Here is a 26,807-nt window from a genome sequence, read left to right as displayed (position 1 = left end):
ACCATGGTGCCGATGGATCCGTTCTACCGGATCCATCGGCACCATGGTGACGTCGTCGGACAGCTTCTTCCCGGCCAGCTCCCACAGTTCCTCGAACAGGAACGGCGCGGTGACAATGGTCGGCCCGGCATCGAAGGTGAAACCGTCCCGGCGGTGGACGCGGGCGCGTCCGCCCGGCTGCTCAAGGCGCTCCAGCACCGTCACCCGGTAGCCCCGGGCGCCGAGGCGGACGGCGGCCGCGAGACCGCCGAAGCCGGAGCCGATCACCACGGCATGCGGCCGGCGATCGCTCGCCTCCCTCGACTCCGGTCTGGTCGCCAGTGTCAACATTAGTTGACAGTGCCCGTCGATTTTCCGGGACGCAAGCGCGAAAATTCTGCTGCGTCACCGATGGCGCGGACGGACCGCTCTGGCATGGCCCTGGCACCGTCGTCACCGCGAGCGCGGCAAGGTAAGCCGGGGGCACGCTACGGTCTAAGAACCGGAACCGCCCTGTCACGTTTCATCGCGCTCGCCAAGACGGAACGGGTGATATCGCCATGAGCACGGACTTCTTGAAGCGGGCGATCGTCCAGGGTGCCGGGCGCGGCGAGGCCGACCTCGTACTCAAGAATGGTCGCTTCCTCGACCTCGTGACCGGTGAACTCGTCTCGTCCGACATCGCCCTGTGCGAGGATCGAATCGTCGGGACGTTCGGTGAGTATCGAGGCCGGCGGGAGATCGACATCGCCGGCAAGGTCGTGGTGCCGGGCTTCATCGATACGCATTTCCACGTCGAATCCTCGCTCATGCCGCCCCTCGAATTCGAGCGGTGCGTGCTGCCGCACGGCGTCACCACCGGCATCTGCGACCCGCACGAGATGGCCAATGTCCTGGGTCCACAGGCCTTCGCGTGGTTCATCGAATCGGCCGAGGCGACGGCCATGGACCTGCGGATCCAGCTCTCGTCCTGCGTGCCGGCGGCAGCGCATCTCGAAACCTCCGGCGCCTGCATCGAGGCCGCCGACCTCATGCCCTTCGCCGGTCATCGCAAGGTCATGGGACTGGCGGAGTTCATGAACTTCCCGGGCGTGCTGGCGGGGGACGCGGGGGTGCTGGCCAAGCTCGCGGCGTTCCAGGGGCGGCCCATCGACGGGCATGCCCCATTGCTGCGGGGCGCGCCCCTCAACGGCTACATCGCCGCCGGCATCCGCACCGAGCACGAGGCGACGACCCCCGACGAGGCGATGGAAAAGCTCAGCAAGGGCATGACCGTGCTGATCCGGGAGGGGTCGGTCTCGAAGGACCTGCATTCCCTCGCACCGATCCTGACCGAGCGAACGGCGCCGTTCCTCGCCTTCTGCACCGACGACCGGAATCCCCTCGACATCGCGGAAGAAGGCCATCTCGACTTCGTGGTCCGGACTGCGATCCGCCTCGGCTGCCCGCCGCTCGCCGTCTACCGGGCGGCATCGTGGTCGGCGGCCCGGGCCTTCGGCCTGCTCGACCGCGGTCTCGTCGCACCGGGCCAGCGCGCCGACCTCGTGATCCTGGACGACTTCCTCACTTGCGCAGTCTCATCCGTCATCAGTGGCGGGCGCACGGTGGACGATGCCCTGTTCGCCGGCCGCGCGACTGTCGCCCCCATCGGACGGGGCAGCATCCGCAACCGGCATGTCACCGCGTCGGATTTCGCTGCACCGGGATCAGGCCCCTCGACCCCGGTCATCGGCGTCGTGCCGGGCAAGATCATCACGCTCCGCCACGACCTCTCGCTCCCCTACCGGAACGGCCAGCGGCACGTCGATCTGGGTCAAGATGCGGTGAAGGTCGCGGTGGTGGAGCGTCACGGGCGGACGCCGCTGGGGGAGCGAGGCATCGGCGTCGCCTTCGTCAAAGGCTTCGGCCTGAAACGCGGTGCCATCGCCTCCTCCGTCGGACACGATTGCCACAACATCACCGTCGTCGGCGCCGACGAGGCCGACATGGCGGTGGCGGTGAACCGCCTTGCGGAGATCGAGGGCGGTTTCGTCGTCGCTGCCGGCGGTCATGTCCTGGCAGAGATTTCCCTGCCTGTCGCAGGGCTCATGAGCCTGCAGCCCCATGCCGAGATCGCCGCCGCGCTTCGCCGCCTGCGGGAGGCCGCCAGGGGCCTCGGGGTCGTGCTGCCGGAGCCGTTCCTGCAGGTCGCCTTCCTGCCGCTGCCAGTAATACCCCACCTGAAGATCACCGACCGCGGCCTCGTGGACGTGGACCGGTTCGAACTGATCGATCCCTGACGGCCCCCATCGTCATTGCGAGCAATGCGAAGCAATGACGGGTGGATGGAGGGTCGACGCGAGCGCATGCCCGGTCTTCCCAAAATTCGATTGTGCGCAATCTATATCCTGGTTATCTCGGCGTCGTCCGCCATTTGGGGCGTAGCGCGCATTCGCTGGGGAGTTGATGATGTCCGTTGACGTGAAGTACCGCACCACCGCCACCGCCACCGGGGGCCGCGACGGCGCTGCGAAGACCGAGGACGGCTCCCTCGCCGTGAAGCTCGCCACCCCGAAGGAGCTGGGCGGCGCTGGCGGCGAGGGCAACAACCCCGAGCAGCTCTTCGCAGCCGGCTACGCGGCCTGCTTCCTCGGCGCGATGAAGTTCGTGGCCCCGCAGCTTTCGCTGAAGGTGCCGAACGACACCACCGTGACCGCGAATGTCGGCATCGGCCCCCGCTCCGAGGGCGGGTTCGGCATCACCACCGATCTCAAGATCAGCCTTCCGGGCCTCGACAAGGCCGACGCCGAGCGTCTGGTCGAGAAGGCCCACACGGTGTGCCCGTACTCCAACGCCACCCGCAACAACGTCGATGTCGGCCTGACCGTCGCCTGACGCTGACTGAGGCTTTCATGCCGGGGCTCCTCCTTCCAAAAGGAAGCGAGGAGCCTTTTTCTATCTTTAGCGTCTCCCGTCATTTTGAGCGACACAAAGCAATCCAGGGAGCCGCCTCATCCGGTCAGGTTCCACTGCCCTGGATGACTTCGCTGCACTCGCAATGACGATGAAGCGGGCGACTCAAACCAACGAGATTACGATTTAATCGATTGATTTGCGCCGTTTTCCTGAGGCAAACCGGCTTCCACTTCGGCGGAACAATCCCTACCGCGTCACCAGGGCGATCATGCCGCTGCCGTGTCGCTCGATCCGGCCATCGAGTTCGAGCTCCAGAAGGATCGTCTGAACGGTCCGCACGGCGCATGCGGCGGCGCGGGCCAGTTCGTCGGTGGCAACCGGCCCGGGGCCGAGGAGGGACAGGATTCGCTCACGCTCATCGAGGGGGGCGGGCTCCGGCTCGAACAGCCAGCCCACCCCGGTCGAGGCCGGGCCCCCGTCGAGGTCGAGTTCCTCCCAAAAATCCGGCTGGTCGGCCAGATCGGGACGTTTGCGCGCCGGGGCCGCTTCCGGAACGATTCCACCCTCAATGATCGGCCCCAGGACGTCGAGGACGTGGTCCGCCTCGGATACCAGCGTCGCCCCCTGACGGATCAGGTCGTTGGTCCCCTCCGCCCGCGGGTCGAGGGGAGAACCTGGCACGGCGAAGACCTCGCGGTTCTGCTCCAGGGCGAAGCGCGCAGTGATCAACGATCCGGAGCGCCGGGCCGCCTCCACAATGACGCTGCCGTAGCTGAGGCCGGAGATGATCCGGTTGCGGCGGGGGAAATCCTGGCTTCGCGCCTGCCAGCCCATCGGCATCTCGGCCACGACGGCTCCGCCTGCGTCGAGAATCTCCGCCACGAGGGAGTCGTGGCTGGCCGGGTAGATCCGGTCCTGACCGCCGGCCATCACCGCCACGGTGCCTGTGGACAGGCTCGCCCTGTGCGCCCTGGCATCGATCCCGCGGGCGAGGCCGGAGACGACGATCATCCCCGCCTGCCCGAGATCGCGGGCGAGGCGTTCAGTGAAGGCCCCTCCGGCCGCCGATGCGTTGCGGGAGCCGACGATGGAGACCGCCGGTCTGGACAGGATCGTTGTGTCACCGCGCAGGGCAAATAGCGGTGGCGCCGCATCCGTGGCGCGCAGCAAGGCGGGATAGGCGGCATCGCCGGAGCAGATGAATCGCCCGCCGAGGCGGTCCAGGGCCGCGATCTCGTCTTCCGCTGCGGACGGGCTCGGGGGCGTGACCGGGCGGCCCCTCTGCCGTGTCAGGCCCGGCAAGGCCTCCAGGGCCGCCGCCGCGCCGCCGAAGCGGTTGATCAATTGCCGGAAGGTCCGGGGGCCTACGCCCTCGGTGCGGATCAGGCGCAACCAGTCAAGGCGCTGGGCATCGGAAAGGTCCATCGCGCCCTCACCCCTTCTGGCCGATGCGTCCTTCGGTGCCTGCCGCAAGTCGCTTGATGTTGGGGGTGTGCTTCCACCAGAGCAGAAGCCCGAGCAACACGAAGAGGACGGCCACGGCCGGCATGCCCAGCGCCCAGAGCACGACGGGGGTGATCGCCGAGGCGGCCAGGGCCGAGAGGGACGAATACTTGAACGCGAAGGCGAGGCCGAGCCACACCAGGGCGAAGGCGAGCAGCGCCGCCGGACTGAAGGCCAGGAGCAGTCCGATCAGGGTCGCGACGCCCTTCCCCCCCTTGAACCCGAGCCAGACGGGGAAGAGGTGGCCGAGAAATGCACCGAGACCGGCGGCCAGGGCCGGCCCCTCCCCGAGTTGCCCGGCGATCAATACCGCGGCGGTGCCCTTCAGGGCGTCCCCGAGCAGGGTGGCGAAGGCGAGCCCCTTCCGGCCGGTCCGCAGGACGTTGGTCGCGCCGATATTGCCCGAGCCGATGGAGCGCACGTCCCCAAGGCCGGCGATCCGCGTGAAGATCAGGCCGAACGGGATCGAGCCGAAGGCGTAGCCGATGCCGAGCCCGGCAAGCGACGGGAGAGTGGCGAGGTCGGCGGGGATCATGCCGCGTCGGCCAAGTCGTCGATCGCGTGGACAATTCGGCCGCCGACCATCGTCAGCACCGCCGCACCCTGAAGCCGGGCCTCATCGAACGGCGAGTTCTTCGAGCGGGACTTCAACCGGCGCTTGTCGAGGATGTAGGGCAGGTCGGGATCGATCAGCACGAGGTCAGCCGGGGCGCCGACCGCGAGGCGACCCGCCGGCTTGCCGAGGAGAGCGGCGGGGTTCGCCGTCAGGGCGGCCAGCAGGCGCGGCAGGGTGATGTCGCCGGTATGGACGAGGCGGAGCGCGGCTCCGAGCAGGGTCTCGATGCCGAGCGCCCCGTCCGCCGCCTCGGCGAAGGGCAGCCGCTTGGTGTCCGCATCCTGAGGGTTGTGATCCGAGACGATCACATCGATCACGCCGGAGGCCAGGGCCGCCACCACCGCCTGCCTGTCGGCCTCGTGGCGGAGCGGTGGCGAGAGGCGGCAGAAGGTGCGGTAATGGCCGATGTCGTTCTCGTTGAGGACGAGGTTGTTCACCGACACGCCGCAGGTCACGGGCAGCCCGTCCTCCTTGGCCCGCCGGACAATCTCCACCGAATCGGCGCAGGAGATCATCGACGCGTGGTAGCGGGCGCCGGTCAGCCGGGCGAGGCGGATGTCCCGCTCCAGCATCACCGTCTCGGCCTCCCGGGGCACGCCCATCAGGCCGAGGCGGGAGGCGAGTTCGCCCTCGTTCATCACGCCTTCGGCGGCGAGGCTCGGCTCCTCGACATGCTGCATGATCAGCGCGCCAAAATCCCGGGCATAGGTCAGGGCCCTGCGCATCACCTGCGCGTCGGCCACCGCACGGAGCCCGTCGGTGAAGGCCACCGCCCCCGCCTCCTGAAGCAGGCCGAACTCAGTCATCTCCCGGCCGCCGAGGCCCTTGGTGATCGCCGCCGCCGGCAGGACGTTCACGCTGGCCGTGTCCCGCGCCCGGCGCAGGACGAAATCGACGATCGCCGGGCCATCCATGATCGGGTTGGTGTCGGGCATGCAGACGAGAGTGGTCACGCCGCCCGCCGCCGCCGCGGCGCTTGCCGAGGCCAGGGTCTCCCGGTGCTCGGCGCCGGGCTCGCCCACGAAGGCCCGCAGGTCGATGAGGCCGGGCGACAGGACCCGGCCGGCGCAGTCGATTCGCCTCGCCCCGGTCGGAGCGCCGGGGGCTGCGCCTGCGGCGATGTCGGCGATCGTCCCGTCGCGTACGAGGACGGCGCCGGGCCTCTCCGCGCCGCTCGACGGATCGATGAGCGTCGCGTTGGAAAGGAGGAGGTCGGTCACAGGCGCGGCTCCGCGGGGGCGTCGAGGCGCATGGCGAGGCCGGCGGCGGCCATATGCGCCTTGGCCTCGCCGATCGTGGCTTGGCCGAAGTGGAAGATCGAGGCGGCGAGCACGGCGCTGGCCCCACCCTGCGCCACCCCGGCCACGAGGTCGTCGAGGCCGCCGACCCCTCCAGAGGCGATGACCGGCACCCCGACTGCGTCGGAGATGGCCCGCGTCAGTCCCAGATCGTAGCCGGAGCGGGTGCCGTCGCGATCCATGGAGGTCACGAGCAGCTCGCCCGCGCCCTTCTCCGCCACGAGCCTCGCGAAGGCGATGGCATCGATGCCGGTCGGATCCCGCCCGCCGTGGGTGAAGATCTCCCAGCGGCCGGGTTCACCCAGCGCCGAGACGCGCTTGGCATCGATCGCCACGACGATGCATTGGGCACCGAACTTCTCCGCCGCCCGGGCGACGAGGTCCGGATCCTTCACTGCGGCGGTGTTGATGGCGACCTTGTCCGCCCCGGCGAGAAGGAGTGCGCGCACGTCCTCGACGGCGCGCACGCCGCCCCCCACGGTGAGCGGCATGAAGCAGGCTTCCGCGGTGCGGCTCACCACGTCGAGGAGGGTGCCCCTTGCCTCGCGGCTCGCGGTGATGTCGAGGAAGCAGAGTTCGTCGGCTCCCGCCGCGTCATAGGCCTTGGCCGCCTCCACCGGATCGCCGGCATCGCGCAGGCCCTCGAAGCGCACGCCCTTGACGACACGCCCGTCCTTGACGTCGAGGCAGGGAATGATCCGGGTCTTGAGCAAGGGGCGGGGCTTTCGGTCCAGCGAGTCGCGGCGAGACTATCACGAGGCCGCCGCGATGGCGGCGAGGGCCGCCACCGGATCGATCCGCCCGTCATAGAGCGCCCGGCCGGTGATGGCGCCGGCGATCAGGGCGCAATCGGGTTCGAGCAGCCGGTGAACGTCGGCGATGGAGGCGAGGCCGCCGGAGGCGATCACCGGCACGGCCACGGCCTCGGCCAGCGCCAGGGTCATCTCGACGTTGAGGCCCTTCAGGATGCCGTCGCGGGCGATGTCGGTGTAGACGATGGCCGCGACCCCGGCATCCTCGAATCGGCGGCCGAGTTCCTCGGCGGTCATGCTCGATGTCTGCGCCCAGCCCTCCACGGCCACCCGGCCGTCCTTGGCGTCGATGCCGACGGCGACCTTGCCGGGATGGAGGCGGGCTGCCTCCCGGACGAAGGCCGGATCGCGCACCGCCGCGGTGCCGATGATGACCCGGGCGACACCCTTGGCCAGCCAGCCCTCCAGGGTCTTCATGTCCCGGATGCCGCCGCCGAGCTGAACGGGGATATCCACCGTGGCGAGAATCGAATCGACCGCCTCGGCGTTGCGCGGCGCGCCGGCGAAGGCCCCGTCCAGATCGACCACGTGAAGCCAGGAGAAGCCCTGCCCGGCAAAGATCGCCGCCTGCCCGGCCGGATCGTCGCCGAACACGGTCGCCCGGTCCATGTCCCCCTGGACGAGGCGGACGCAGCGGCCGCCCTTCAGGTCGATTGCGGGATACAGGATCACCGGGTTGTCTTTCCTGCTCTGTCCTTCGACGCCGCTCAGGGGCGCCAGCGGAGGAAGTTGGCGATGAGGGCGAGGCCGAGGCGCTGGCTCTTCTCGGGGTGGAACTGCGTGCCGGCGACGTTGTCCCGCGCCACGGCCGCGGTGACCGGCCCGCCATACTCCGCGCGCATCACGGTGTCTTCGGGCCGTTCCGGCGTCAGGGCGAAGCTGTGCACGAAATAGGCGTGGAGCCCCCCTTCCCCGGTGGGGATGCCCTCGAACAGGGCATGGGAGCGGGCGGGAAGCAGGGTGTTCCAGCCCATATGCGGCACCTTCAGCGCCGGATCGGACGGGCGGATCGGCCCGACATCGCCGGGGATCCAGCCGAGGCCGGAGGTTTCGGCATATTCAAGGCCGCGGCTCGCCAGGAGCTGCATCCCGACGCAGATCCCCAGGAAGGGCTTGCCGTCCCGGCTCACCGCGTCGGTCATCGCCTCGACCATCCCCGGGACGGCGTCGAGCCCGGCCCGGCAGTCGGCGTAGGCGCCCACCCCCGGCAGGACGATCCGGTCTGCCGCCGCGACGGCCTCGGGATCCGCCGTCAGCGCGATCCGCGTGCCGTCGAGCCCGGCCTCCCGGGCCGCCCGCTCGAAGGCCTTGAGCGCAGAGTGGAGGTTGCCGGAGCCGTAATCGATGATGGCGACGGTCTGTGCGGTCATGCCCGATCCCACGCCGTCACCGCCCGCCCTCGCGGGCCGGGAACAACCCGATCACCGGCTCGGGACGCTTCACCGGCCCACCCGGGAAGGGCGGGCGAGGCGGCTGGGGCAGGGTCGCCGGGTCGAGCCAGCGGGTGATCGCCCGCGCTTCCGCCTCCGCGGAGTCCCGAGCCAGAACCGCATCCCGGGCGACCCAGCCCCGGCGGGCCAGCGTCCAGCGGCGCAGGCTGCCGGCTTCCAACCCGATGAGGATACAGCCGAGCACCGCGATGGCGGCCCCCGCCGCCCTCGACAAACCGAGGGCGTAGCCGCCGAAGGCCAGGACCAAGAGCCCCGCCAGCACGATGAGCGCCGCCACCCAAAGGCGGTGGAACAGGAACCACAGGACGGTGAAGGCGAAGGCCGGCCAGGAAAAGCCGTCCCGGACGAGGACTGCCCGGTCCAGGCCATCGGCGTCGCCGGGGCGGGCCTCCGGCGGCAAGTGGAGGGTGTAGCTGTGCAGGCGCATCGGGCTTCCCCTAAAGCGAGCCCTTCGTGGACGGCACCCGGCCGTCCTCCCGCGGATCGACCGCGACGGCCTTCCGCAAGGCCCGGGCCAGCCCCTTGAAGCAACTCTCGGCGATGTGGTGGGCATTCTCGCCGTAGAACGTTTCGACGTGAAGCGTCAGCCCCGCATTCATGGCGAAGGCCTGGAACCACTCGCGCACGAGTTCGGTGTCGAACTGACCGATCTTCTCCACCCGGAACTGGGTGCGGAAGACCAGGAACGGACGGCCGGAAATGTCGACGCAGACCCGGGTCAGAGTCTCGTCCATCGGCAAGTGGACGTCGGCGTAACGGGTCATCCCGCGCTTGTCGCCCAGCGCCTTGGCGAAGGCTTGGCCCAGGGCGATGCCGCAATCTTCGGCGGAATGGTGCTGATCGACATGCAGGTCACCCGCGACCTTCACGTCGATGTCGAACAGGGCGTGCCGCGCGAGCAGCTCCAGCATGTGGTCAAGGAAGCCGATGCCGGTGGAGATGGTCGAGCGGCCGGTCCCGTCGAGGGCGACGCTCACCGATACGTCGGTCTCCGCGGTCTTCCGGCTGATGCTCGCGCTGCGCATGATGTCCAAGGTTTTGTATCGTCGGCGAAACGGCCGCCGATGGCTTCTAGAGCACGATACGGGAAAGGGGAACGACCGCCGACCGCCCTCAGCCGTTCAACACCCGCCCGGCGACGGCATCGAGCTTGGCGAGGAGGGCGGGATCGCGGACGGCAGGCGCGGTCATGATCGCCCCGTCGAGGGCCCGGTGCGAGCCGACCGGGCACTCTTCCCGCTCGGACGGGAAATCCCGGGCGAGGCGCGACACCACCCGGGCCGCCTTGTCGGCGTTGGCCCGCGCCACGGCCACGACCGCGGCGACATCGACGGCGTCATGGCCGGGATGCCAGCAATCGAAATCGGTCACCATGGCGATGGTCGCGTAGGTGATCTCCGCCTCCCGGGCGAGCTTGGCCTCAGGCATGTTGGTCATGCCGATTACGTCGAAGCCCTGGGCCTTGTAGGCCCGCGATTCGGAAAGCGACGAGAATTGCGGTCCCTCCATACAGACATAGGTGCCGCCCCGGTGGACCGCGATACCCTCCGCCTCGGCGGCGAGGGCGATGCGCTTCTGCAGGGTGGGGCCCACCGGATGCGCCAGGGACACATGGGCGACGCAGCCGTCGCCGAAGAAGGACGAGGCTCGGCCGTGGGTCCGGTCCACGAACTGGTCGATCAGCACGAAGAGGCCCGGCGGGAGTTCCTCCCGGAAGGAGCCGCAGGCCGAGAGCGAGACGATGTCGGTGACGCCGAGCCGCTTCATCGCGTCGATATTCGCCCGGTAGTTGATGCCCGAGGGCGAGTAGCGATGGCCCCGCCCGTGCCGGGCGAGGAACACCACCTTCGTTTCGCCGATCCGGCCGACCCGCAAAGCATCCGAGGTTTCGCCCCAGGGGGAATCGACGCGCTCCTCGCGCACATCCTCCAGGCCCGGCAGTTCATAGACCCCCGATCCGCCCATCACCCCAAGTACTGCTGCGGTCATGAAGGAGTCCCTGTGGTGGCGCGGCGCGTAAGGACCGCTCGTCCCACCCGACACCTCATCCTGAAGTGCCGGAGCGAAGTGGAGGCCTCGACGGAGGGCTCCAGATGGTGAGGCGATCCCCCGAACGCTCCTGCGAGGCCGCTGTACAGCACCTCCGGATGAGGTGGTGAACGGAACAAGCGTCGTCGAAGGCCCGATGGTCGCGGTGGCTGAGCCGTAGCATGGAGCCCTGGACCAAAAAAGACGGGCCTCCCCGAGGGGAGGCCCGCTTCATCGTCCATCCGTCTTCGGATCACCAAGCCTTGTGGAGCTCCGGCTGGAGGCCGTGGACCTCCCCGCCGACATCCGACCAGACCTTCTTCTTCACGTAGTAGAGAAGGCCGGACAGGATGATCAAGAACAGGATCACCCGGAAGCCCAGGGCCTTGCGGTCCATCATATGCGGCTCGGCCGCCCACATCAGGAACGCCGCCACGTCCTTGCCGTACTGGTCCACCGTCTCCGGGGCGACGGGCTGGCCCTTGTCGTCCTTGGCGTAGGTGATCTGTCCGTCCGACAGGGGCGGCGGCATCGCGATGATGTGGCCGGGATAGTACTTGTTGTAGTGGCCGCCCTCCGGCATCTGGAAATCCTTGGGTGGATCCTCGTAACCGTTGAGGAGCCCGTGGATGTAGTCCGGTCCCTGTTCCGAATACCCGACGAAAGGCAGCCAGTCGTACAGGAAGGTCAGATTGCCGCGCGAGAAGGTCCGCGCCTTGGCGATCACCGAGAAGTCCGGCGGCGCCTTGCCGCCGTTGGCCGCCGCGGCGGCCTGATCGTTCGGGAAGGGCGGGGGGAAGGCGTCCGCCGGACGGCCGGGCCGCTCGAACATGTCGCCCGAATCGTTCGGCCCGTCCTTCACCTGATAGGTCGCAGCGAGGGCCTTCACCTGCGAGGCCGAGAAGTCCGGGCCACCCTCCTGCGCGAGGTTGCGGAAGGAGACGAGCTTCATCGAATGGCAGTTGGAGCAGACTTCCTTGTAGACCTGGAAGCCGCGCTGGAGCTGCGCCGTGTCGAACCGGCCGAACATGCCGGCGAAGCTCCAGTGGACCCGCGGCGGGATCGGCCCGCCATGGGCGTCCTCGGCCCGGGCGGGCGCGCCGAGGAGGACGGCCGCCACCGCGGCAGCCAGGGAGATCGAGAGAACGCGGGTCGTGGCCATCGTGTCGTCGTTCCTCAGCCCTAGCCTCAGCCCTTGACCTGCGGTGCTGCGGCGGCGCCCGCGGGCATCCCCGCACCCGAGATCTGCTTCCCCGGCCCCGTCACGCTCTCGAGGATCGAGCCCGGAAGGGGCTTGGGCGTCTCGAACAGGCCGCAGAGCGGCATCACGATCAGGAAGTGCGCGAAGTAGTAGGCGGTGCAGATCTGCGCGGCCAGGACGTAGCCACCCTCCGGCGGCTGGGAGCCCAGCCAGCCGAGGACGAGGCACACGCCCAGGAACACCCACATGAACTGCCGGTAGATCGGCCGGTAGTTGCACGAGCGGATCCGCGACGTGTCGAGCCAGGGCGCGAAGGCCAGGATGATGACCGCCGAGAACATCAGGATGACGCCGCCGAGCTTGCTCGGGACCGCCCGAAGGATCGCGTAGAAGGGCAGGAAGTACCATTCCGGCACGATGTGAGCAGGCGTCACCGCCGGGTTCGCCTGGATGTAGTTGTCCGCATGGCCGAGGTAGTTCGGCATGAAGAACAGGAACCACGCGAACAGGATCATGAACGCCACGGTGGCGAACGCGTCCTTGATCGTGGCGTAGGGCGTGAAGGGCACCACGTCCTTGCCGGTCTTCACCGGAATGCCGGTCGGGTTGTTCTGTCCCGTCACGTGAAGGGCCCAGACGTGCAGGACGACGACGCCCGCGATCATCCAGGGCAGCAGGTAGTGCAGGGAGAAGAAGCGGTTCACGGTGGGGTTGCCCACCGAGTACCCACCCCAGAGCAGGCTCTGGATCGTGTCGCCGACCACCGGGATCGCCGCCAGGATATTGGTGATGACGGTGGCACCCCAGAAGCTCATCTGGCCCCACGGCAGGGTGTAGCCGAGGAAGGCGGTGGCCATCATCAGGAGGTAGATGACGACGCCGAGGATGTAGAGCACCTCACGGGGTGCCTTGTACGACCCGTAATACAGCGCCCGGAACATGTGGACGTAGACCGCCACGAAGAACATCGAGGCGCCGTTGGCGTGCGCGTAGCGCAGCAGCCAGCCGTAGTTCACGTCGCGCATGATCTTCTCGACGGAGGTGAAGGCCCCCGTCGCGGAGGGTTCGTAATGCATCGCCAGCCAGACGCCGGTGATGATCTGGATTCCGAGGAAGGCCGCGAGGATCGCCCCGAAGGTCCAGAAATAGTTCAGGTTCCGGGGAACCGGATACGCGATGAACGACGAGTGGACGAGGCCCACGATCGGCAGGCGCGATTCGAACCACTTGGCGACGCGGCTCTTGGGGACGTAGGTGCTGGCGGTTCCGCTCATCTCTGGCTCTTCCCTCAGGCCTCGCCCTTGCCGCCGGCCGGTTCGCCGATGCGGATCTTCGTGTCCGACTGAAAGGCGTAGGGCGGAATTGGGAGATTGATCGGCGCGGGTCCGTGGCGGACGCGGCCGACGGCGTCGAACTGGGACCCGTGGCACGGGCAGGCCCAGCCCTCGAAGTTGCCCTGGTGGCCGATCGGCACGCAGCCCAAGTGGGTGCAGTTGCCGTAGACCACGAGCCACTGGTCGTGCCCGTCCTTCACGCGCGTGCCGAAGGCGGCGGGATCGATCATGGCCGACAGGGGCACGCCCTTCATGTCGCCGACCTCCTTCGAGGTCAGCTTGCGCACGAAGATCAGCTTGCCGCGCCAGAAGACGTTGACGATCTGTCCGTCCTGGATCGGCGACAGGTCGACCTCGATGGGTGCGCCCGCGGCGATGATATCGGCGTCCGGGGCCATCGAGGAGACGAAGGGCCATGCGACGGCCCCCACGCCGACGGCGACGGCTGCGCCGGTGGCCAGAAACAGGAAATCGCGACGGCTGCCGTCGTGGGACGCATCGGCGGGAGCGGCGGTCGAGTTCGCCAAGGGCTCAGCACTCCGAGGTCGTGGGTCGCGGGATCGGGTCCGCCGGGGGGCGGTCGTCCGTGACCACAGCATTATGGTTCCAATCTGTGCAATGCGACCGGCCGTCGCCTCAAGTCAAGCGGCCTCGGCTGACGGCCAAGCTAAACCGGCGACATCGGGCGAAACCCGTTGCGGGGCTCCCCCCACGCTCTTCGGCCGGATCCATTCCAGGCCCCGTAGACTGGAAGATTTTTCGTCGCGCAATAAAGCTACTTAGCCGCCTTACCTTCGTATTGCTTTAATATATTTTCCTTCATCTGGCACCATATTCCGAACAATCGCGCAGAGATTTGCATTGATATGCGTGAACTTTACTTACGATTGCAGTCGCTTGGCGCGAAGCTAATGCTTGCCATTCTCGGCATATCGGTGGCGTCCGTCCTCGTCATCGGTATCGTCAGCATCCAAGAGCAGCGGAGCGCGAGCGAGAACGCCATCGGCGCTGCGTTGATGCAACGCTACAGCGTGGTCTCCGAAGCCATGGCCGACCAGGGCCTGCGTGCCTTGGCGGTGGCCCACGCCTTGGCCAACGACCGCGGGGTGGCCCAAGCGATGGCGGAGCGGGACCGTCCGGCGATCCTCGGGCGCATGGAAGCCCTTTACCCCAACCTGAAAGCCCTCGATCTCAGCCTCATCACCTTTTCGGGGCCGGATGGCCACATCATCGCACGTCCACACGCCCCCGAGCGCTTCGGCGACGACGTCCGCCCCCGCAGGGCGATGATCCGGGATGTGGTCGCCAACCACAGGTCGCAGGTGGGCATCGAGCCCGGGGCCGATTCGATCACGATCTTCGCCACCGTGCCGACGCTCGAGAGCGGTCGCTACGTGGGCAACACCGATGTCGGGGCGATCCTCGGCCGGGAATTTCTCGCAACTCTCAAGAAACGCACCAATACCGACATCGCGATGCATCTATTGGGCGAGAAGGGTCTCACGACCCTGGGCGCCACTTTTGCGGAGCAGACGCTGTTCCCCCCGTCGGCACATCAGGCCGCCCTCGCTGGGCCGATACCGATGCAAGTGCTCGACCTCGACAGCCACCCCGTCGCCGCCCTGGTGGGCCCGTTGCGGAATTATTCCGGCAAGGCCATCGGCACGGTGGAGGTGGTCCTCGACATCACCGATCTGCTCGCCGCCCGGAACCGGGCGCTCCTTCTTCTCGGTGGTGTCGTGCTGGCCGTCGCCGTGCTGGCCATCGGGGCCGCCGTGGCGCTTTCCCGGCATATCGGCGGGGCGATCGCTGGGCTGAATGCGGCGATGGGCGGGATCGCCGCCGGCGCCTACGAAGCAGACATTCCATCCCTCAGCCGTGCCGATGCCGTGGGCGACATGGCCCGCGCCGTGGCCGTTTTCCGGAATGGGCTCGCCGAGCGCCGCCGGCTGGAGGCGGACAAGGAGGCCGATACGCTGGTCAAGATGCGGCAGGCCGAGCGGCTGGGCAGCCTGATCCAGAGCTTCGAGGGCACGGTCGGCTCGATCGTCGGCATCGTGTCCTCCGCGGCCACCGAGCTTCAGACCACCGCCCAGCAGCTGTCGCAGACAGCCGGCGACACCGCCGCCCGCGCCGAATCGGTCGCCGTCACGGCGCGGCAGGCCGGGGAGAACGTCACCGCTGTGGCCGGCGCGGCAGAAGAGCTGGGCGCATCCGTGGAAGAGATCGCCCGGCAGGTCGATCACTCCCTCTCGCAATCCAATACAGCGGTGAGCGAGACCCGGGCGTCGGCCGCGACGGTGGCGGACCTGAAGGAGGCGGTTGGCCGGATCGACGACATCGTCGGCCTGATCGCCGGAATCGCGGCGCAGACGAATCTCCTGGCCCTCAATGCCACCATCGAGGCCGCCCGGGCCGGCGAAGCAGGGCGCGGCTTCGCCGTCGTCGCCGCGGAGGTGAAGACCCTCGCGGAGCAGACCAGCCGGGCCACGGCCGAGATTTCCGGTCAGATCGCCGGCATCCAGGCGACCACGGCGCAGGCGGTGACCGGCATCGACGGGATCGTCGATACGATCAACGGCATCAACCGGGCGGCCTCGGCCATCGCCTCGGCCGTCGAGCAGCAGGGCGCGGCCACCCGGGAGATCGTCACATCGATCGGTCATGCCTCGACCGGCACGTCCGAAGTCGGCATGAGCATTGCCGTGGTCTCGCAGGCGGTCGCGGGCACGGGCGTGGCAGCAAAACAGGTCCTCGCCGCCTCCGAAGAACTTGCCCGGCAGGCCAAAGCTCTCCGGGCGGAGGTCGAGAGCTTCCTTCAGGGCGTCCGCGCCGCGTGAGATCGAGGCCGGCGGCGGCCGCGAGGGAGGCCGCCGGACTGGCAACGATTTACCCGCAACGTTCGGTCGACCGCGGGGCGCCATCCCCCAATCTGGAGCATTTTCCGCCGAAGTAGACGCCGGTTCGGCGTGAAGAAATGCCCCAAAAACAATTGACTAGAGCAGTTTCTGTGGTCCGAGGATTACAGAAACCGCTCTAGACGCGTTCACGACCATTCAATGCATTGCCGCCGACATCACCGCCTGATGATCCGCCGGAGGCTGCCGACGATGGGCACCGAGACGTCGCCACGGACGACGCGCCCGCGGCGCCAAGCGGACCGCATCGCATCTTCACCATCGTCCCAACCGTATCCGCCTCGCCTGCTGCGGACAGCCCGCACTCGGATGGCTGACGACACGACGGCGCGGCCAGCCGGTCATATCCGTCTGCGTGGCGGGATCTGACGCCCGCGGGCGTTCCACCTCGCGTTCGGCCAATCGGGGCGGCAGCCGCGTTGCGCGCTCGGCCAAGGCGGCTTCCTGAATGCGTGGCGCGATCCCTCCACGAGCTGTGCCCGCAATGGGCCTGCGAGGGCTGCCCGTACGCTGGATTTCAATCCCGATCATCTACCAGAGTAGTCCGGCCAAGTCGGCGCCTGCAAAATGTCAGTTGCCGCAAGTTGTGAAATCAGTCAGCCGGCACGCGCGTTAGTCAACCGTTAATTGAGGGTGTGCGATTATATTTCATAACACATGGAAATTTTTACCGGAGGCAAGACGTGTTGCGGGCCCTGAACAATCTTCGTTCGATCGGCGCAAAGCTGACGATTGCGATGGTGGGCGTTTCGCTCAGCTCTGCCGCCGTGGTCGGGATCGTGAGCTATCGCGCCCAGACGCAAGCCAGCGACAGCACCATCTCGGCTAGCCTGCTGCAGGGCTACAACGCGGTCTCCGATGCCATGGCGGAGCAGGGCCAGCGGGCGCTGGCGACGGCGCACTCCCTGGCCAACGACCGCGGCATCGCCGACGCCTTCGCCCGGGGCGACCGGACGGACGCCCTTGCCCGGCTGGCTCCGGTGTTCCCGGCCCTCCAGAAGCTCGATCTCGGCCTCGTCACCCTGCAGGGCGCGGACGGCCGCGCCTTCGCTCGTGCCCACGCGCCGGACAAATTCGGTGACGACGTCCTCGGTCGGCGGGCCATGATCCGTGAAGCCATCCAGTCCAGCTCTCCCTTGGTCGGCATCGAGCAGGGCCGGGCGAGCATCAGCATGTTCGCCATCGTGCCGACGATGGGAGAAGGTCGCTTCGCCGGAGTGACCGATATCGGCGCCGTCCTCGGCGACGAGTTCATCGCCAACCTGAAGAAGCGCACCGGCGTGGACATCGCCATGCACCTCGTCAACGATGCCGAGGTCCAGACCCTGGGCGCGACCTTCGCGCAGAAGACCCTGCTCGCCCCCGACGCGCAGCGCGCCGCGCTGAAGGGTCCGATTACGCCGCAGATGGGCGAGATCGGCGGGCATCCCGTCGCCGTCCTCGCCGGGCCCCTCCGCAATTATTCCGGCAAGGCGATCGGCACCGTCGAAGTCGCCCTCGACGTGACGGATCTGATCGCGGCCCGCAACCACTCGCTGCTCGTCCTGGCGGGCGTCCTCCTGGCCGTCGCAGCCGGCACCGCCGCGGCGGCCTACGCCCTGTCTCGCCATATCGGCCGGCCGGTCGCCTCCCTGACGACGGCCATGGGCAATATCGCCTCGGGGCATCTCGATACACGGATCCCCTCCCTGGAACGGGCCGACGCGATCGGCGACATGGCCCGCTCCGTCGCCGTATTCCGCGACGGGCTGGCCCAGCAACGCACCCTCGAGGCGGAGAAGGAGGAAGACACCCTCGGCAAGATGCGGCAGGCCGAGCGCATGAGCGCGCTGATCCATTCCTTCGAGGGCACCGTCGGCGGCATCGTCGGGATCGTGTCCTCCGCCGCCACCGAACTCCAAGCCACGGCGCAGCAGATGTCCCAGTCGGCCGGCGACACCGCCGCCCGCGCCGAAGCGGTGTCGGCGGCGGCCCAGCAGGCGGGGGCCAACGTCACCTCCGTGGCCGGCGCCGCCGAGGAGCTCGGCGCGTCGGTGAGCGAGATCGCCCGGCAGGTCGATCATTCCCTGGCCCAATCCACCACGGCGGTGCAGGAGACCCATGCCTCGGCGGCGACCGTCGCGGAACTCAAGGAGGCAGTGGGCCGGATCGACGAGATCGTCGCCCTGATCGCGGGGATCGCGTCGCAGACGAACCTCCTGGCCCTCAACGCCACCATCGAAGCCGCCCGCGCCGGGGAGGCCGGGCGCGGCTTCGCGGTCGTCGCCTCGGAGGTGAAGGCCCTGGCAGGCCAGACGAGCAAGGCGACGTCCGAGATCTCGGCGCAGATCGCCGGCATCCAGGCGACGACGGCCAAGGCCGTCTCGGGGATCGGCGGGATCGTCGGAACGATCAACGACATCAACCGGGCGGCCTCGGCCATCGCCTCGGCGGTGGACCAGCAGGGCGCGGCCACCCGGGAGATCGTCTCGGCCGTGAGCCAGGCGTCGGTCGGCACCTCCGAGGTGGGGGCCAGCATCGCCGTGGTCTCGCAGGCGGTCTCAGGCACCGGCGCGGCGGCGGAGCAGGTCTTCGCCGCTTCGGAAGAACTCGCCCGGCAGGCCGAAGCCCTCCGTGCGGAGGTCGAAGGCTTCCTCCACGGCGTCCGCGCCGCGTAACGAACCTACTCGGCGGCGTCCTCGAAGGGCGCCGTCCGGTCGGGGAGGAAACCGCCCGATTGCCGGGCCCAGAGCCCGGCATAGACGCCGCCCTTCGCCACGAGCTGGGCGTGGGTTCCCTCCTCCACGATCCGTCCTGCCTCGATCACCACGAGGCGGTCCATGGCCGCGATGGTGGAGAGGCGGTGGGCGATGGCCAGCACCGTCTTGCCGGCCATCAGGGTGTCCAGGGAATCCTGGATCGCCGCCTCGACCTGACTGTCGAGGGCCGAGGTCGCCTCGTCGAGGATGAGGATCGGCGCATCCTTCAGCATCACGCGGGCGATGGCGATGCGCTGGCGCTGTCCACCCGACAGCTTCACGCCCCGCTCGCCCACATGAGCGTCGTAGCCCCGCCTGCCCTTGTGATCCACCAGATCCGCGATGAAGCGGTCCGCATGGGCGAGGCGGGCCGCCCGGACCACCTCCTCATCCGTCGCGTCCGGCCGGCCGTAGGCGATGTTGTCCCGGATGGAGCGGTGCAGCAGCGACGTATCCTGGCTGACCATGGCCACCGCCTCCCGCAGCGAGGCCTGGGTGACCGTGGCGATATCCTGGCCATCGATCAGGATGCGGCCACCCTCCACGTCGTAGAGGCGCAGAAGCAGGGCCGCGAGCGTGGACTTGCCGGCACCGCTGACACCCACGAGCCCGACCCGCTCACCGGCCCGGATCGTCAGCGAGAAGTTCTCGATGATCGACGCGTCGCCGCGCCCGTAATGGAAGCCGACCCGGTCGTAGCGGATCTCGCCCCCCTTGACGGCCAGAACCTTCGCCTCCGGGGCATCGACGAGGCCGTGCGGCCGACTGATCGTCTGCATGCTTTCCTGGATGACGCCGACATTCTCAAAGACGCCGCGGACCGTCTGCATCACCCAGCCCGACATGGCGATGAGGCGCAGGACCAGGGCGAGCCCGGCCGACGCCTCGCCCGTGGACAGCCCACCTCCGCGCCACAGGAGCAGGCAGGCCCCGGCGGTCGCCACGAGCAGGGCACTGTTGAGCACCCCAAGCAGGCTCGTCGTCAGCGTCACGAGCCGGAACTGATACAGGTACGTATCGGTGTTGACCTGAACCGCATCACGCACCGCCGCGCGCTCCTCGCGGTCCCGGGCGAAAAGCTTGACGGTGAGGATGTTCGTGTAGCTGTCGACCACCCGGCCGATCAGGGCCGAGCGGGTCTCGGCCGTCGCGTGCGAGCGGGCCCGCGCCCGGGGCACGAACCACGCCGTCAGCATGGCGTAGGCCGCGATCCAGAGGACCACCGGCAAAGCCAGCCAGGGCGAGATGGAGCCGAACAGGCCCACCGCCGTCACGGCGTAGATCGCCACGTAGAGCAGGGTGTCGATGAACACGACGGCGAGCTCGCGCACCGCCGGGCCGACCTGCACGATCCGGTTGGACAGGCGCCCGGCGAAGTCCCCCTGGAAGTACGAGAGTGAATGCCCCAGCGTGTAGAGATGCGCCCGCCAGCGCACGAGGTTGGTCGTCTGCGGGACGACGAGCTGGTTCGACAGGGCCTCGTGAGCCCAGATCGAGGCGGGCCTCATGATCGCCACCAGGGCCAGAGCGAGGCCGATGCCGACGGCGTGGTCGGAGAGGACGTTCGCCTTGTCGGCCGTGCCCAGAAGGTCGATGAACCAGCGCAGGACGAGGTAGAGGGATGCCTCCACGGAACCCGCGATGACCGCGATGACGAACAGCGCCAGCAGCGCCGCGCGGACGGGGCGCAGGTAGAACCACGCGAACCCGCCAACCGACTTCGGCGGCATCAGCGCCTCATCGAAAGGCGCGAAGGGGTCGATCCGGCGTTCGAGCCAATCGAGGATCATGCGGTCAGGCGGGGGTTCTGGGACGGCCCCCTCATGTAAGGCCCCTGCGCCCCGGGCCAAGCGACCGCGACGCAGTGCCAGCCTGCGTGCCGGGCGCCTACCGGTTCAGGGCCAAGGATGCGCCCGACTTCGTCAGCGCGCCGTCGAGGCCTGCGCCGCCCTGCCGGAGGCGGGCCGCCACGGTGCCACCCGGCTGGTAGAGGTAGACCTCACCGTCCCGGTAATCCCAGGCCGAGACCCGGCCGAGTTCCTTGTTCTGACAGCCGGAGGTCGAGGCCTTGTACAGGTCCAGGGAGGGCGTGCTCGACAGGGTGACCTTGCACGACGCGCCGGTGGCATCGCGGGCATCCCAGCCGCCGACCACGGCGGCCCGGCCCGTGGTGACAACCGGGGGAGGCGGGGGCGGAGGCGCCACCGGCTCGGCGACGACGGCGGGCGCAGGAACGCTCGGGTTCAGGCCGGCGACCGGCCCGGGCGGAGGCGCATCGGGGCTCGCCGTCGCGCCCGGCGGAGGCGCCAGGGGTGCCGCCGTGACGGTTCCGGAGGGGATCGCGGTCACGGGCGCGTCGTAATCGATCCGGGGCGCGGGGGCACGAGTCCTCGGACCGTCCAGGCGATCGGAGGCGCAGGCACCGAGGCCGGCGCTCAGGCAGAGAACAGCGATCGTCAAGGAACTCGGGCGCGGCATCGTTCCACTTGGCTCGGGCGGATTGGGCTCGGGCGGGCGCCGGACAGCGCCCCGTGCCTGCCTCTGCGGGAAATGCGCTCGCCGCAAGGCGGGGGCCGGTCCGTTCAGGCGTTAGGGGATGAATTCCGGGGTTTTCGCCAAAGTGTTGCCAGAGCGCCGCACCCTCCCCGTCCTCGCGATCAGAGCGAAACAACCTCGGGATGAGCTATGGTCTGAGACGTCCCGCGGCCCTGGGTTGCTTCGCTTCGCTCGCAATGATGGCGCGGGGATCGATCAGACCTCGCGCTCGACCATCATCTTCTTGATCTCGGCGATGGCCTTGGCCGGGTTCAGGTTTTTGGGGCAGGTATTCGCGCAGTTCATGATCGTGTGGCAGCGGTAGAGCCGGAACGGATCGTGCAGATTGTCGAGCCGGGCGCCGGTATTCTCGTCGCGGGAATCGATCAGCCAGCGATACGCCTGAAGCAGGGCGGCCGGGCCCAGGAACTTCTCGCCGTTCCACCAGTAGCTCGGGCACGAGGTGGAGCAGCAGGCGCAGAGGATGCACTCGTAGAGTCCGTCGAGGCGGGCGCGGTCCTCGGGCGTCTGGCGCCACTCCTTTTCCGGCGAGGGCGTATCGGTCTGGAGCCATGGCTCGATGGCGGCGTGCTGGGCGTAGAAGTTCGTCAGGTCGGGGACCAGATCCTTAAGCACCGGCATATGCGGCAGCGGGTAGATCCGGATCGCCCCGTCCTTATCCTTGCGGGTCAGGATCGGCAGGGCGTTGTCCGGGCTCTTGCACTCGTCGATGCCCATGGTGCAGGCCAGCGCATTCTGGCCCTCGATGTTCATGGCGCAGGAGCCGCAGATGCCCTCGCGGCACGAGCGGCGGAACACCAGGGTCGAGTCGACCTTGTTCTTGATCCACAGAAGGGCGTCGAGCACCATCGGCCCGCAATCGTCCCGATCCACCTGATAGGTGTCGATCCGCGGGTTCTGCCCGTCATCCGGGTTCCAACGGTAGATCCGGAAGGTCTGCAGGCTCTTCGCCCCGACAGGCGCCGGCCAGGACTTGCCCTGCGTGATCTGCGAGTTCTTCGGAAGGTTGAACTGGGCCATGGCGATAAACGGCTTCCGCTAGAGCAGAACGCGGCGGCAGCGAAACACGGCCGCCGCCGCACTTACTGTGCAGGAACTTCGATCAGTACACCCGAGCCTTCGGCTCGATGTACTGGATCTCGTTCGACATCGTGTAGGCATGCACCGGGCGGTAATCGACCGAGACCTGCCCGCCCTCGCCGATCCAGGCAAGGGTGTGCTTCATCCAGTCCTTGTCGTTGCGGTCCGGGAAGTCCTCGCGGGCATGGGCGCCGCGGGACTCGGTGCGGTTGGCGGCCGATTCCATCGTCACCACCGCCTGGCCGATGAGGTTGTCGAACTCCAGGGTTTCCAGGAGGTCGGTGTTCCAGATCAGGGACCGGTCGGTGATCTTCACGTCCGAGGCGGCGTCGTGAACCTTGTGGATCAGGCCCCTGCCCTCTTCGAGCACCTCGCCGGTGCGGAAGACGGCGCAGTTATTCTGCATGGTCTTTTGCATTTCGGACCGCAGCTCCGCCGTGGCGGTGCTGCCGCTGGCGTAACGGAACCGGTCGAGGCGCTGCAGCGCCTTGTCGGTGGCGCCCTTGGGCAGTTCCATTGCCCGGCCGTTGGGCTCGACGATCTCGGCGCAACGCTTGCCGGCGGCGCGGCCGAACACCACGAGGTCGATCAGCGAGTTCGAGCCCAGGCGGTTCGCCCCGTGCACCGAGACGCAGGCCGCCTCGCCGATGGCCATCAGGCCCGGCACCACGGTATCGGGGTTGCCGTCCTTCAGGGTTAGGACCTCGCCGTGATAGTTCGTGGGGATGCCGCCCATGTTGTAGTGGACGGTCGGGATGACCGGGATCGGCTCCTTGGTCACGTCGACGCCCGCGAAGATCTTCGCGCTCTCCGAGATGCCGGGCAGGCGCTCATGGAGGATCTTCGGATCGAGGTGATCGAGGTGCAGGTAGATGTGGTCCTTGTTCTTGCCGACGCCGCGCCCGTCCCGGATCTCCATCGTCATGGAGCGCGAGACGACGTCGCGGGAGGCGAGGTCCTTCGCCGACGGCGCGTAGCGCTCCATGAAGCGCTCGCCCTCGGAGTTCGTCAGGTAGCCGCCCTCACCGCGGGAGCCCTCCGTGATGAGGCAGCCTGCACCGTAGATGCCGGTCGGGTGGAACTGCACGAACTCCATGTCCTGCAGGGGCAGGCCGGCGCGCAGCACCATGGCGTTGCCGTCGCCGGTGCAGGTGTGGGCGGAGGTGGCCGAGAAGTAGGCCCGGCCGTAGCCGCCGGTCGCCAGAATGGTCTGCTGGGCGCGGAAGCGGTGGATCTCTCCGGTCGCCTGATCGAGGGCGATGACGCCCCGGCAGCGGCCTTCCTCGTCCATGATGAGGTCGAGGGCGAAGTACTCGATGAAGAAGTCGGTCTTGTTCTTCACCGCCTGCCCGTAGAGGGTGTGCAGCATGGCGTGGCCGGTGCGGTCGGCCGCGGCGCAGGTGCGCTGGGCGGTGCCCTTGCCGTAATCGGTGGTCATGCCGCCGAAGGGGCGCTGGTAGATCTTGCCCTCTTCCGTCCGGGAGAAGGGCACGCCCCAATGCTCGAGTTCGTAGACTGCTGCCGGGGCGTTGCGCACGAGGTATTCGATGGCGTCCTGGTCGCCGAGCCAGTCCGACCCCTTCACGGTGTCGTACATGTGCCAGCGCCAATCGTCCGGCCCCATGTTGCCCAGGGACGCGGAGATGCCCCCCTGCGCCGCCACCGTGTGTGAGCGGGTGGGGAACACCTTGGTGATGCAGGCGGTGCGCAGCCCGGCTTCCGAGCAGCCCACCGTCGCCCGCAGGCCCGCACCGCCCGCGCCGACGATCACCACGTCGAAGGCGTGGTCATGGATGGTGTAGGCGGGGGTCCCGCCATTCGTTCCGTTCACGGCCATGGTCGGCTCCGGGGCTGAGGGTCAGACGGGCGGCTGGCCGAAGCCCACGCGCAGGATCGCGTACAGGCAGGCCACGGCCACAACGACCGCGTAGAAGTTGTTGGCGAAGACGGCCGCGATCTTCGTCGCGGGCGCGTGGACGTAATCCTCGATGACCACCTGCATCCCGAGACGCATGTGGATCGTCACCGACAGGACTGCCAGGATCAGGACCAGCGACACAAAGGGGCTACCCACGAGGCGGATCGCCTCAGGATAGGGCCGCCCGGCCATCCGGGCGATGATCACCACGAAGGCCAGCATCAACACCACGTTGGCGACGGCGGTCAGCCGCTGCAGCCACCAGTGGCCGGCGCCGTGATGCGAGACGCCGAGGCCGCGGACCCGCGCCCGGGGTGTCCGGATGGAGACGGCAGTGTTCTGCCGGATTGCTTCCTTGGCCATGTCCGTACCTTTCAGCGGGCCAGCAGGCCGACGGCCCAGACGACGATCGTGAGCGCCGTCGAGCCGATGAGGGTGGCGCGGGCGAGGCCGAGGCGCTGGTTCCGGTCGAAGCCGATTCCTGCGTCCCACACGAAGTGCCGGATGCCGCCGAGCATGTGGTGCAGCAGGATCCACGTGTAGACGAACAGGACCAGGCGCCCGATGATTGAGCCGAAGAAGCCGGCGACCCAGCCGTAGGCCCCAGGGCCGGAGGCGAGAGCCACGAGCCAGATCGCGACCAGGGCAGTGCCGCCATACAGCGCCGTGCCGGTGATGCGGTGGGCCACCGACATCGCCATCGTCCAGGTCCAGCGGTAGATCTGGAGGTGGGGCGAGAGCGGCTGGGCCGTCGTCGGGCGGGCTGTGGGTGCCATCAGCGGGGGAACCTCGCGGTTGCGAACTGGACCATCTCTAATGTGGTACCGCTAGTGTCTGGGCGGGAAAGCCGCAAGGCGGCATGGTGCGGCGCAATGCACCGCAGCATCTGACAGCTTCGCGTTTCTGTCATTTCAGGCATCCCAGCAGCCGCCACCAGACGTAGTCGAGGGGCGCCGCCACAAGCAGCGACACGAAACCGAAGGCGACGGTGAGTCTTGCGGCCCGGCGGAGGGGCACGCGGCCGAGCTCGCTCGCGAACACGATGGGCGGCGCTTGGTAGGGCAGGAACAGGGTCGAGTAGCCGATCACCTGCACCGACACGACCGCTAGGACAGGAAGGCCACTGGCCTTCACCATGTCCGGCGTCAGGGCCGTATACAGCGCAGGCGCTCCGTTGGCGGTGACGAGGAGGGCGATGGCCGTGCCGATTCCCGTCAGCACGGCGAAGTTCTGGGCCGGCGCATGCGGCGTGAGCGGGGCGACCGCGAGGAGCGCGTGGCCGAGGCGCTCGCCGAGCCCAGTGGCGTTGACCATCGCCACGAGGCCGAGAAGCGCCGCGATGTAGAAGCAGGTGCGCAGGCTGACCTGGCCGAACGCATCCGCGGACATCACCCCGATGCCGGGCAGAAGACACAGGACCGCCCCGGCAAGCCCGACCCAGGCGGGCGGTAGTCCATGCAGGCTGTCGGTCATCCACAGGGCGAGGGTGCCGGCCAGGATCACCGCGAGCCGCGCCTCCGCGCCCGACAGGGGCGGCAGCGCCTGAAGTTCCGCGATCGGTGCGGCCAACTCGTCCGGGAACAGGCGGACGATCAGCGCCACGAGCATGATCCCCTTGGCGAGGGCCAGGACCGGGAAGTGCAGGACGAAGTAGGACAGGTACGAAAAGTGGAGGCCGAGCAGCCGTTCCGCCGAGCCGGCCATCACGAGGTTCGGCACGTTGGCTGGCAGGATCGCCGCCGACAGGATCGGCGTCGCCACCCCGACCGCGAGCACCGCCCCCTCCCGCCCCGGCCGCCCGGGCACCAGCCCGAACCCATCGCAGAGGGCGAGGGTCACCGGCACCAACAGGGCGATGCGCCCGAGATTCGACGGCATCACCAGGGCGAGCAGGAAGGAGAGCACCACGAGCCCCCCGATGAAGCGCGGATAGGAGCCCGACAGCCGCTGCGCCAGCACCCGCGCCATCCGCGCCCCGAGGCCGGTACGGGTCATCGCTTGCCCGACGATCATCCCCGACAGGACCAGCCAGAACGCCTGCGAAGCGAAGCCGGAGAAGACGGTCTCGGCCGGAGCGAGCTTGAGCAGCATCGCGAGGCCGAAGAAGGCCAGGGCCGTCACGATTTCCGGCAGCAGCGCGCTCGCCCAAAGCCCCATGCAGAGCACGAGCAGGAAGGCCGTGCCCACCATGGTCCCTGGTCCGTACAACGGGAGCCCCTCCCGGGCCTTCACACCAACACGGTGATCGTGCGCACTTAAGAATCGTTCGCAATGCTCCACTCATGCACTCAGCCTTCGCCAACCGCGAAGGCTGATGCCCGGGGGGCCGCCGGGATGTCGACAGCGGGGGCCGATCCCTCCGGGTTTGCCTCGCCCTCCACCTCATCCTGAGCGCCCGCGTCAGCGGGCCTCGAAGGAGGGGCCCAGGGATCGCGCGGCGGGCTGGCGCCCTCCCTCGAGGCGGCTGACGCCGCACCTCA

Annotated in this window: 24 protein-coding genes; 4 read left to right on the top strand and 20 right to left on the bottom strand. The window is 68.5% G+C overall.

The features are described 5' to 3' along the window. Positions 1–330, bottom strand: a 330-nt coding sequence (locus MFF22_RS23675; RefSeq protein ID WP_238253171.1) for an NAD(P)-binding protein, incomplete at its 3' end; no start/stop codon positions are given. 209 nt (positions 331–539) lie between these two features. On the opposite strand from MFF22_RS23675, the gene ade reads away from it, so the two are divergent. Beyond that, on the top strand, positions 540–2,258 hold the full coding sequence (ade, locus tag MFF22_RS23670; protein ID WP_238253169.1) for an adenine deaminase: 1,719 nt from the start codon (positions 540–542) through the stop codon (positions 2,256–2,258). Between the two features lie 169 nt (positions 2,259–2,427). Further along, complete coding sequence (locus MFF22_RS23665; RefSeq protein WP_238253173.1) at positions 2,428–2,853, top strand: organic hydroperoxide resistance protein; 426 nt, start codon at positions 2,428–2,430, stop codon at positions 2,851–2,853. 267 nt (positions 2,854–3,120) lie between these two features. Here the strand turns inward: MFF22_RS23665 and dprA are convergent, their stop codons facing one another. The 12 genes from dprA to petA all read right to left on the bottom strand — a co-directional run bounded on the left by dprA (position 3,121) and on the right by petA (position 13,644). Then, positions 3,121–4,299, bottom strand: a complete 1,179-nt coding sequence (gene dprA, locus MFF22_RS23660; RefSeq protein WP_238253167.1) for a DNA-processing protein DprA — start codon at positions 4,297–4,299, stop codon at positions 3,121–3,123. A gap of 7 nt (positions 4,300–4,306) precedes the next feature. Beyond that, the gene (gene plsY, locus MFF22_RS23655; RefSeq protein ID WP_238253165.1) at positions 4,307–4,912 is read right to left on the bottom strand and encodes a glycerol-3-phosphate 1-O-acyltransferase PlsY; all 606 of its coding nucleotides are present in this window, start codon (positions 4,910–4,912) and stop codon (positions 4,307–4,309) included. Beyond that, positions 4,909–6,213, bottom strand: coding sequence for a dihydroorotase (locus tag MFF22_RS23650; RefSeq protein WP_238253164.1), 1,305 nt, complete (start codon positions 6,211–6,213; stop codon positions 4,909–4,911). Before MFF22_RS23650 ends, plsY begins: the two co-directional genes overlap by 4 nt. After that, positions 6,210–7,004, bottom strand: coding sequence for an imidazole glycerol phosphate synthase subunit HisF (gene hisF, locus MFF22_RS23645; protein ID WP_238253163.1), 795 nt, complete (start codon positions 7,002–7,004; stop codon positions 6,210–6,212). Before hisF ends, MFF22_RS23650 begins: the two co-directional genes overlap by 4 nt. 39 nt (positions 7,005–7,043) lie before the next feature. After that, entirely contained in the window at positions 7,044–7,775 is a 732-nt protein-coding gene (gene hisA, locus MFF22_RS23640) for a 1-(5-phosphoribosyl)-5-[(5-phosphoribosylamino)methylideneamino]imidazole-4-carboxamide isomerase (protein WP_238253162.1), read from the bottom strand. Between the two features lie 35 nt (positions 7,776–7,810). Next, complete coding sequence (gene hisH, locus MFF22_RS23635) at positions 7,811–8,473, bottom strand: imidazole glycerol phosphate synthase subunit HisH (RefSeq protein ID WP_238253161.1); 663 nt, start codon at positions 8,471–8,473, stop codon at positions 7,811–7,813. 16 nt (positions 8,474–8,489) lie between these two features. Continuing rightward, positions 8,490–8,981, bottom strand: coding sequence for a DUF2628 domain-containing protein (locus tag MFF22_RS23630; protein ID WP_238253160.1), 492 nt, complete (start codon positions 8,979–8,981; stop codon positions 8,490–8,492). Between the two features lie 10 nt (positions 8,982–8,991). Further along, entirely contained in the window at positions 8,992–9,579 is a 588-nt protein-coding gene (gene hisB, locus MFF22_RS23625; protein WP_238253159.1) for an imidazoleglycerol-phosphate dehydratase HisB, read from the bottom strand. Positions 9,580–9,667: 88 nt separating this feature from the next. Next, on the bottom strand, positions 9,668–10,543 hold the full coding sequence (locus MFF22_RS23620) for an S-methyl-5'-thioadenosine phosphorylase (RefSeq protein WP_238253158.1): 876 nt from the start codon (positions 10,541–10,543) through the stop codon (positions 9,668–9,670). Between the two features lie 292 nt (positions 10,544–10,835). Further along, positions 10,836–11,744: a cytochrome c1 gene (locus MFF22_RS23615; RefSeq protein ID WP_238253155.1), complete on the bottom strand. Its 909-nt coding sequence runs from the start codon at positions 11,742–11,744 to the stop codon at positions 10,836–10,838. 26 nt (positions 11,745–11,770) lie between these two features. Further along, positions 11,771–13,057 carry a cytochrome b gene (locus tag MFF22_RS23610; RefSeq protein WP_238253153.1) on the bottom strand — a complete coding sequence of 429 codons (1,287 nt, stop codon included), beginning with the start codon at positions 13,055–13,057 and terminating at the stop codon, positions 11,771–11,773. A gap of 14 nt (positions 13,058–13,071) precedes the next feature. Further along, complete coding sequence (petA, locus tag MFF22_RS23605) at positions 13,072–13,644, bottom strand: ubiquinol-cytochrome c reductase iron-sulfur subunit (RefSeq protein WP_238253151.1); 573 nt, start codon at positions 13,642–13,644, stop codon at positions 13,072–13,074. 384 nt (positions 13,645–14,028) lie between these two features. Between petA and MFF22_RS23600 the strand changes: the two genes are divergently transcribed. Next, positions 14,029–15,957: a methyl-accepting chemotaxis protein gene (locus MFF22_RS23600; protein ID WP_238253150.1), complete on the top strand. Its 1,929-nt coding sequence runs from the start codon at positions 14,029–14,031 to the stop codon at positions 15,955–15,957. Between the two features lie 815 nt (positions 15,958–16,772). Next, a complete protein-coding gene (locus MFF22_RS23595) occupies positions 16,773–18,692 on the top strand; it encodes a methyl-accepting chemotaxis protein (protein ID WP_238253149.1) in 1,920 nt (639 codons plus the stop codon). Between the two features lie 5 nt (positions 18,693–18,697). Here MFF22_RS23595 and MFF22_RS23590 read toward each other — a convergent pair whose 3' ends face one another. The 7 genes from MFF22_RS23590 to MFF22_RS23560 all read right to left on the bottom strand — a co-directional run bounded on the left by MFF22_RS23590 (position 18,698) and on the right by MFF22_RS23560 (position 26,517). After that, positions 18,698–20,563 (bottom strand): ABC transporter ATP-binding protein, encoded by a 1,866-nt coding sequence (locus tag MFF22_RS23590; protein WP_238253148.1) that lies wholly within the window; start codon positions 20,561–20,563, stop codon positions 18,698–18,700. A gap of 97 nt (positions 20,564–20,660) precedes the next feature. Then, the gene (locus MFF22_RS23585) at positions 20,661–21,251 is read right to left on the bottom strand and encodes an AprI/Inh family metalloprotease inhibitor (RefSeq protein WP_238253147.1); all 591 of its coding nucleotides are present in this window, start codon (positions 21,249–21,251) and stop codon (positions 20,661–20,663) included. Positions 21,252–21,524: 273 nt separating this feature from the next. Then, a complete protein-coding gene (locus MFF22_RS23580) occupies positions 21,525–22,349 on the bottom strand; it encodes a succinate dehydrogenase iron-sulfur subunit (protein WP_238253146.1) in 825 nt (274 codons plus the stop codon). An 82-nt stretch (positions 22,350–22,431) separates the two neighbouring features. Further along, positions 22,432–24,246, bottom strand: coding sequence for a succinate dehydrogenase flavoprotein subunit (gene sdhA, locus MFF22_RS23575; RefSeq protein WP_238253145.1), 1,815 nt, complete (start codon positions 24,244–24,246; stop codon positions 22,432–22,434). Between the two features lie 21 nt (positions 24,247–24,267). After that, positions 24,268–24,690, bottom strand: coding sequence for a succinate dehydrogenase, hydrophobic membrane anchor protein (gene sdhD / locus MFF22_RS23570; RefSeq protein WP_238253144.1), 423 nt, complete (start codon positions 24,688–24,690; stop codon positions 24,268–24,270). A gap of 11 nt (positions 24,691–24,701) precedes the next feature. Continuing rightward, the gene (gene sdhC, locus MFF22_RS23565; protein ID WP_238253142.1) at positions 24,702–25,103 is read right to left on the bottom strand and encodes a succinate dehydrogenase, cytochrome b556 subunit; all 402 of its coding nucleotides are present in this window, start codon (positions 25,101–25,103) and stop codon (positions 24,702–24,704) included. Positions 25,104–25,233: 130 nt separating this feature from the next. After that, a complete protein-coding gene (locus MFF22_RS23560; RefSeq protein WP_238253140.1) occupies positions 25,234–26,517 on the bottom strand; it encodes an SLC13 family permease in 1,284 nt (427 codons plus the stop codon). Positions 26,518–26,807 lie beyond the last annotated feature (290 nt).

This window comes from Methylobacterium persicinum, from assembly GCF_022179525.1.
GTDB classification, from domain to species: Bacteria; Pseudomonadota; Alphaproteobacteria; order Rhizobiales; family Beijerinckiaceae; genus Methylobacterium; species Methylobacterium persicinum.
This window is presented reverse-complemented; position numbering and strand designations above follow the sequence as displayed.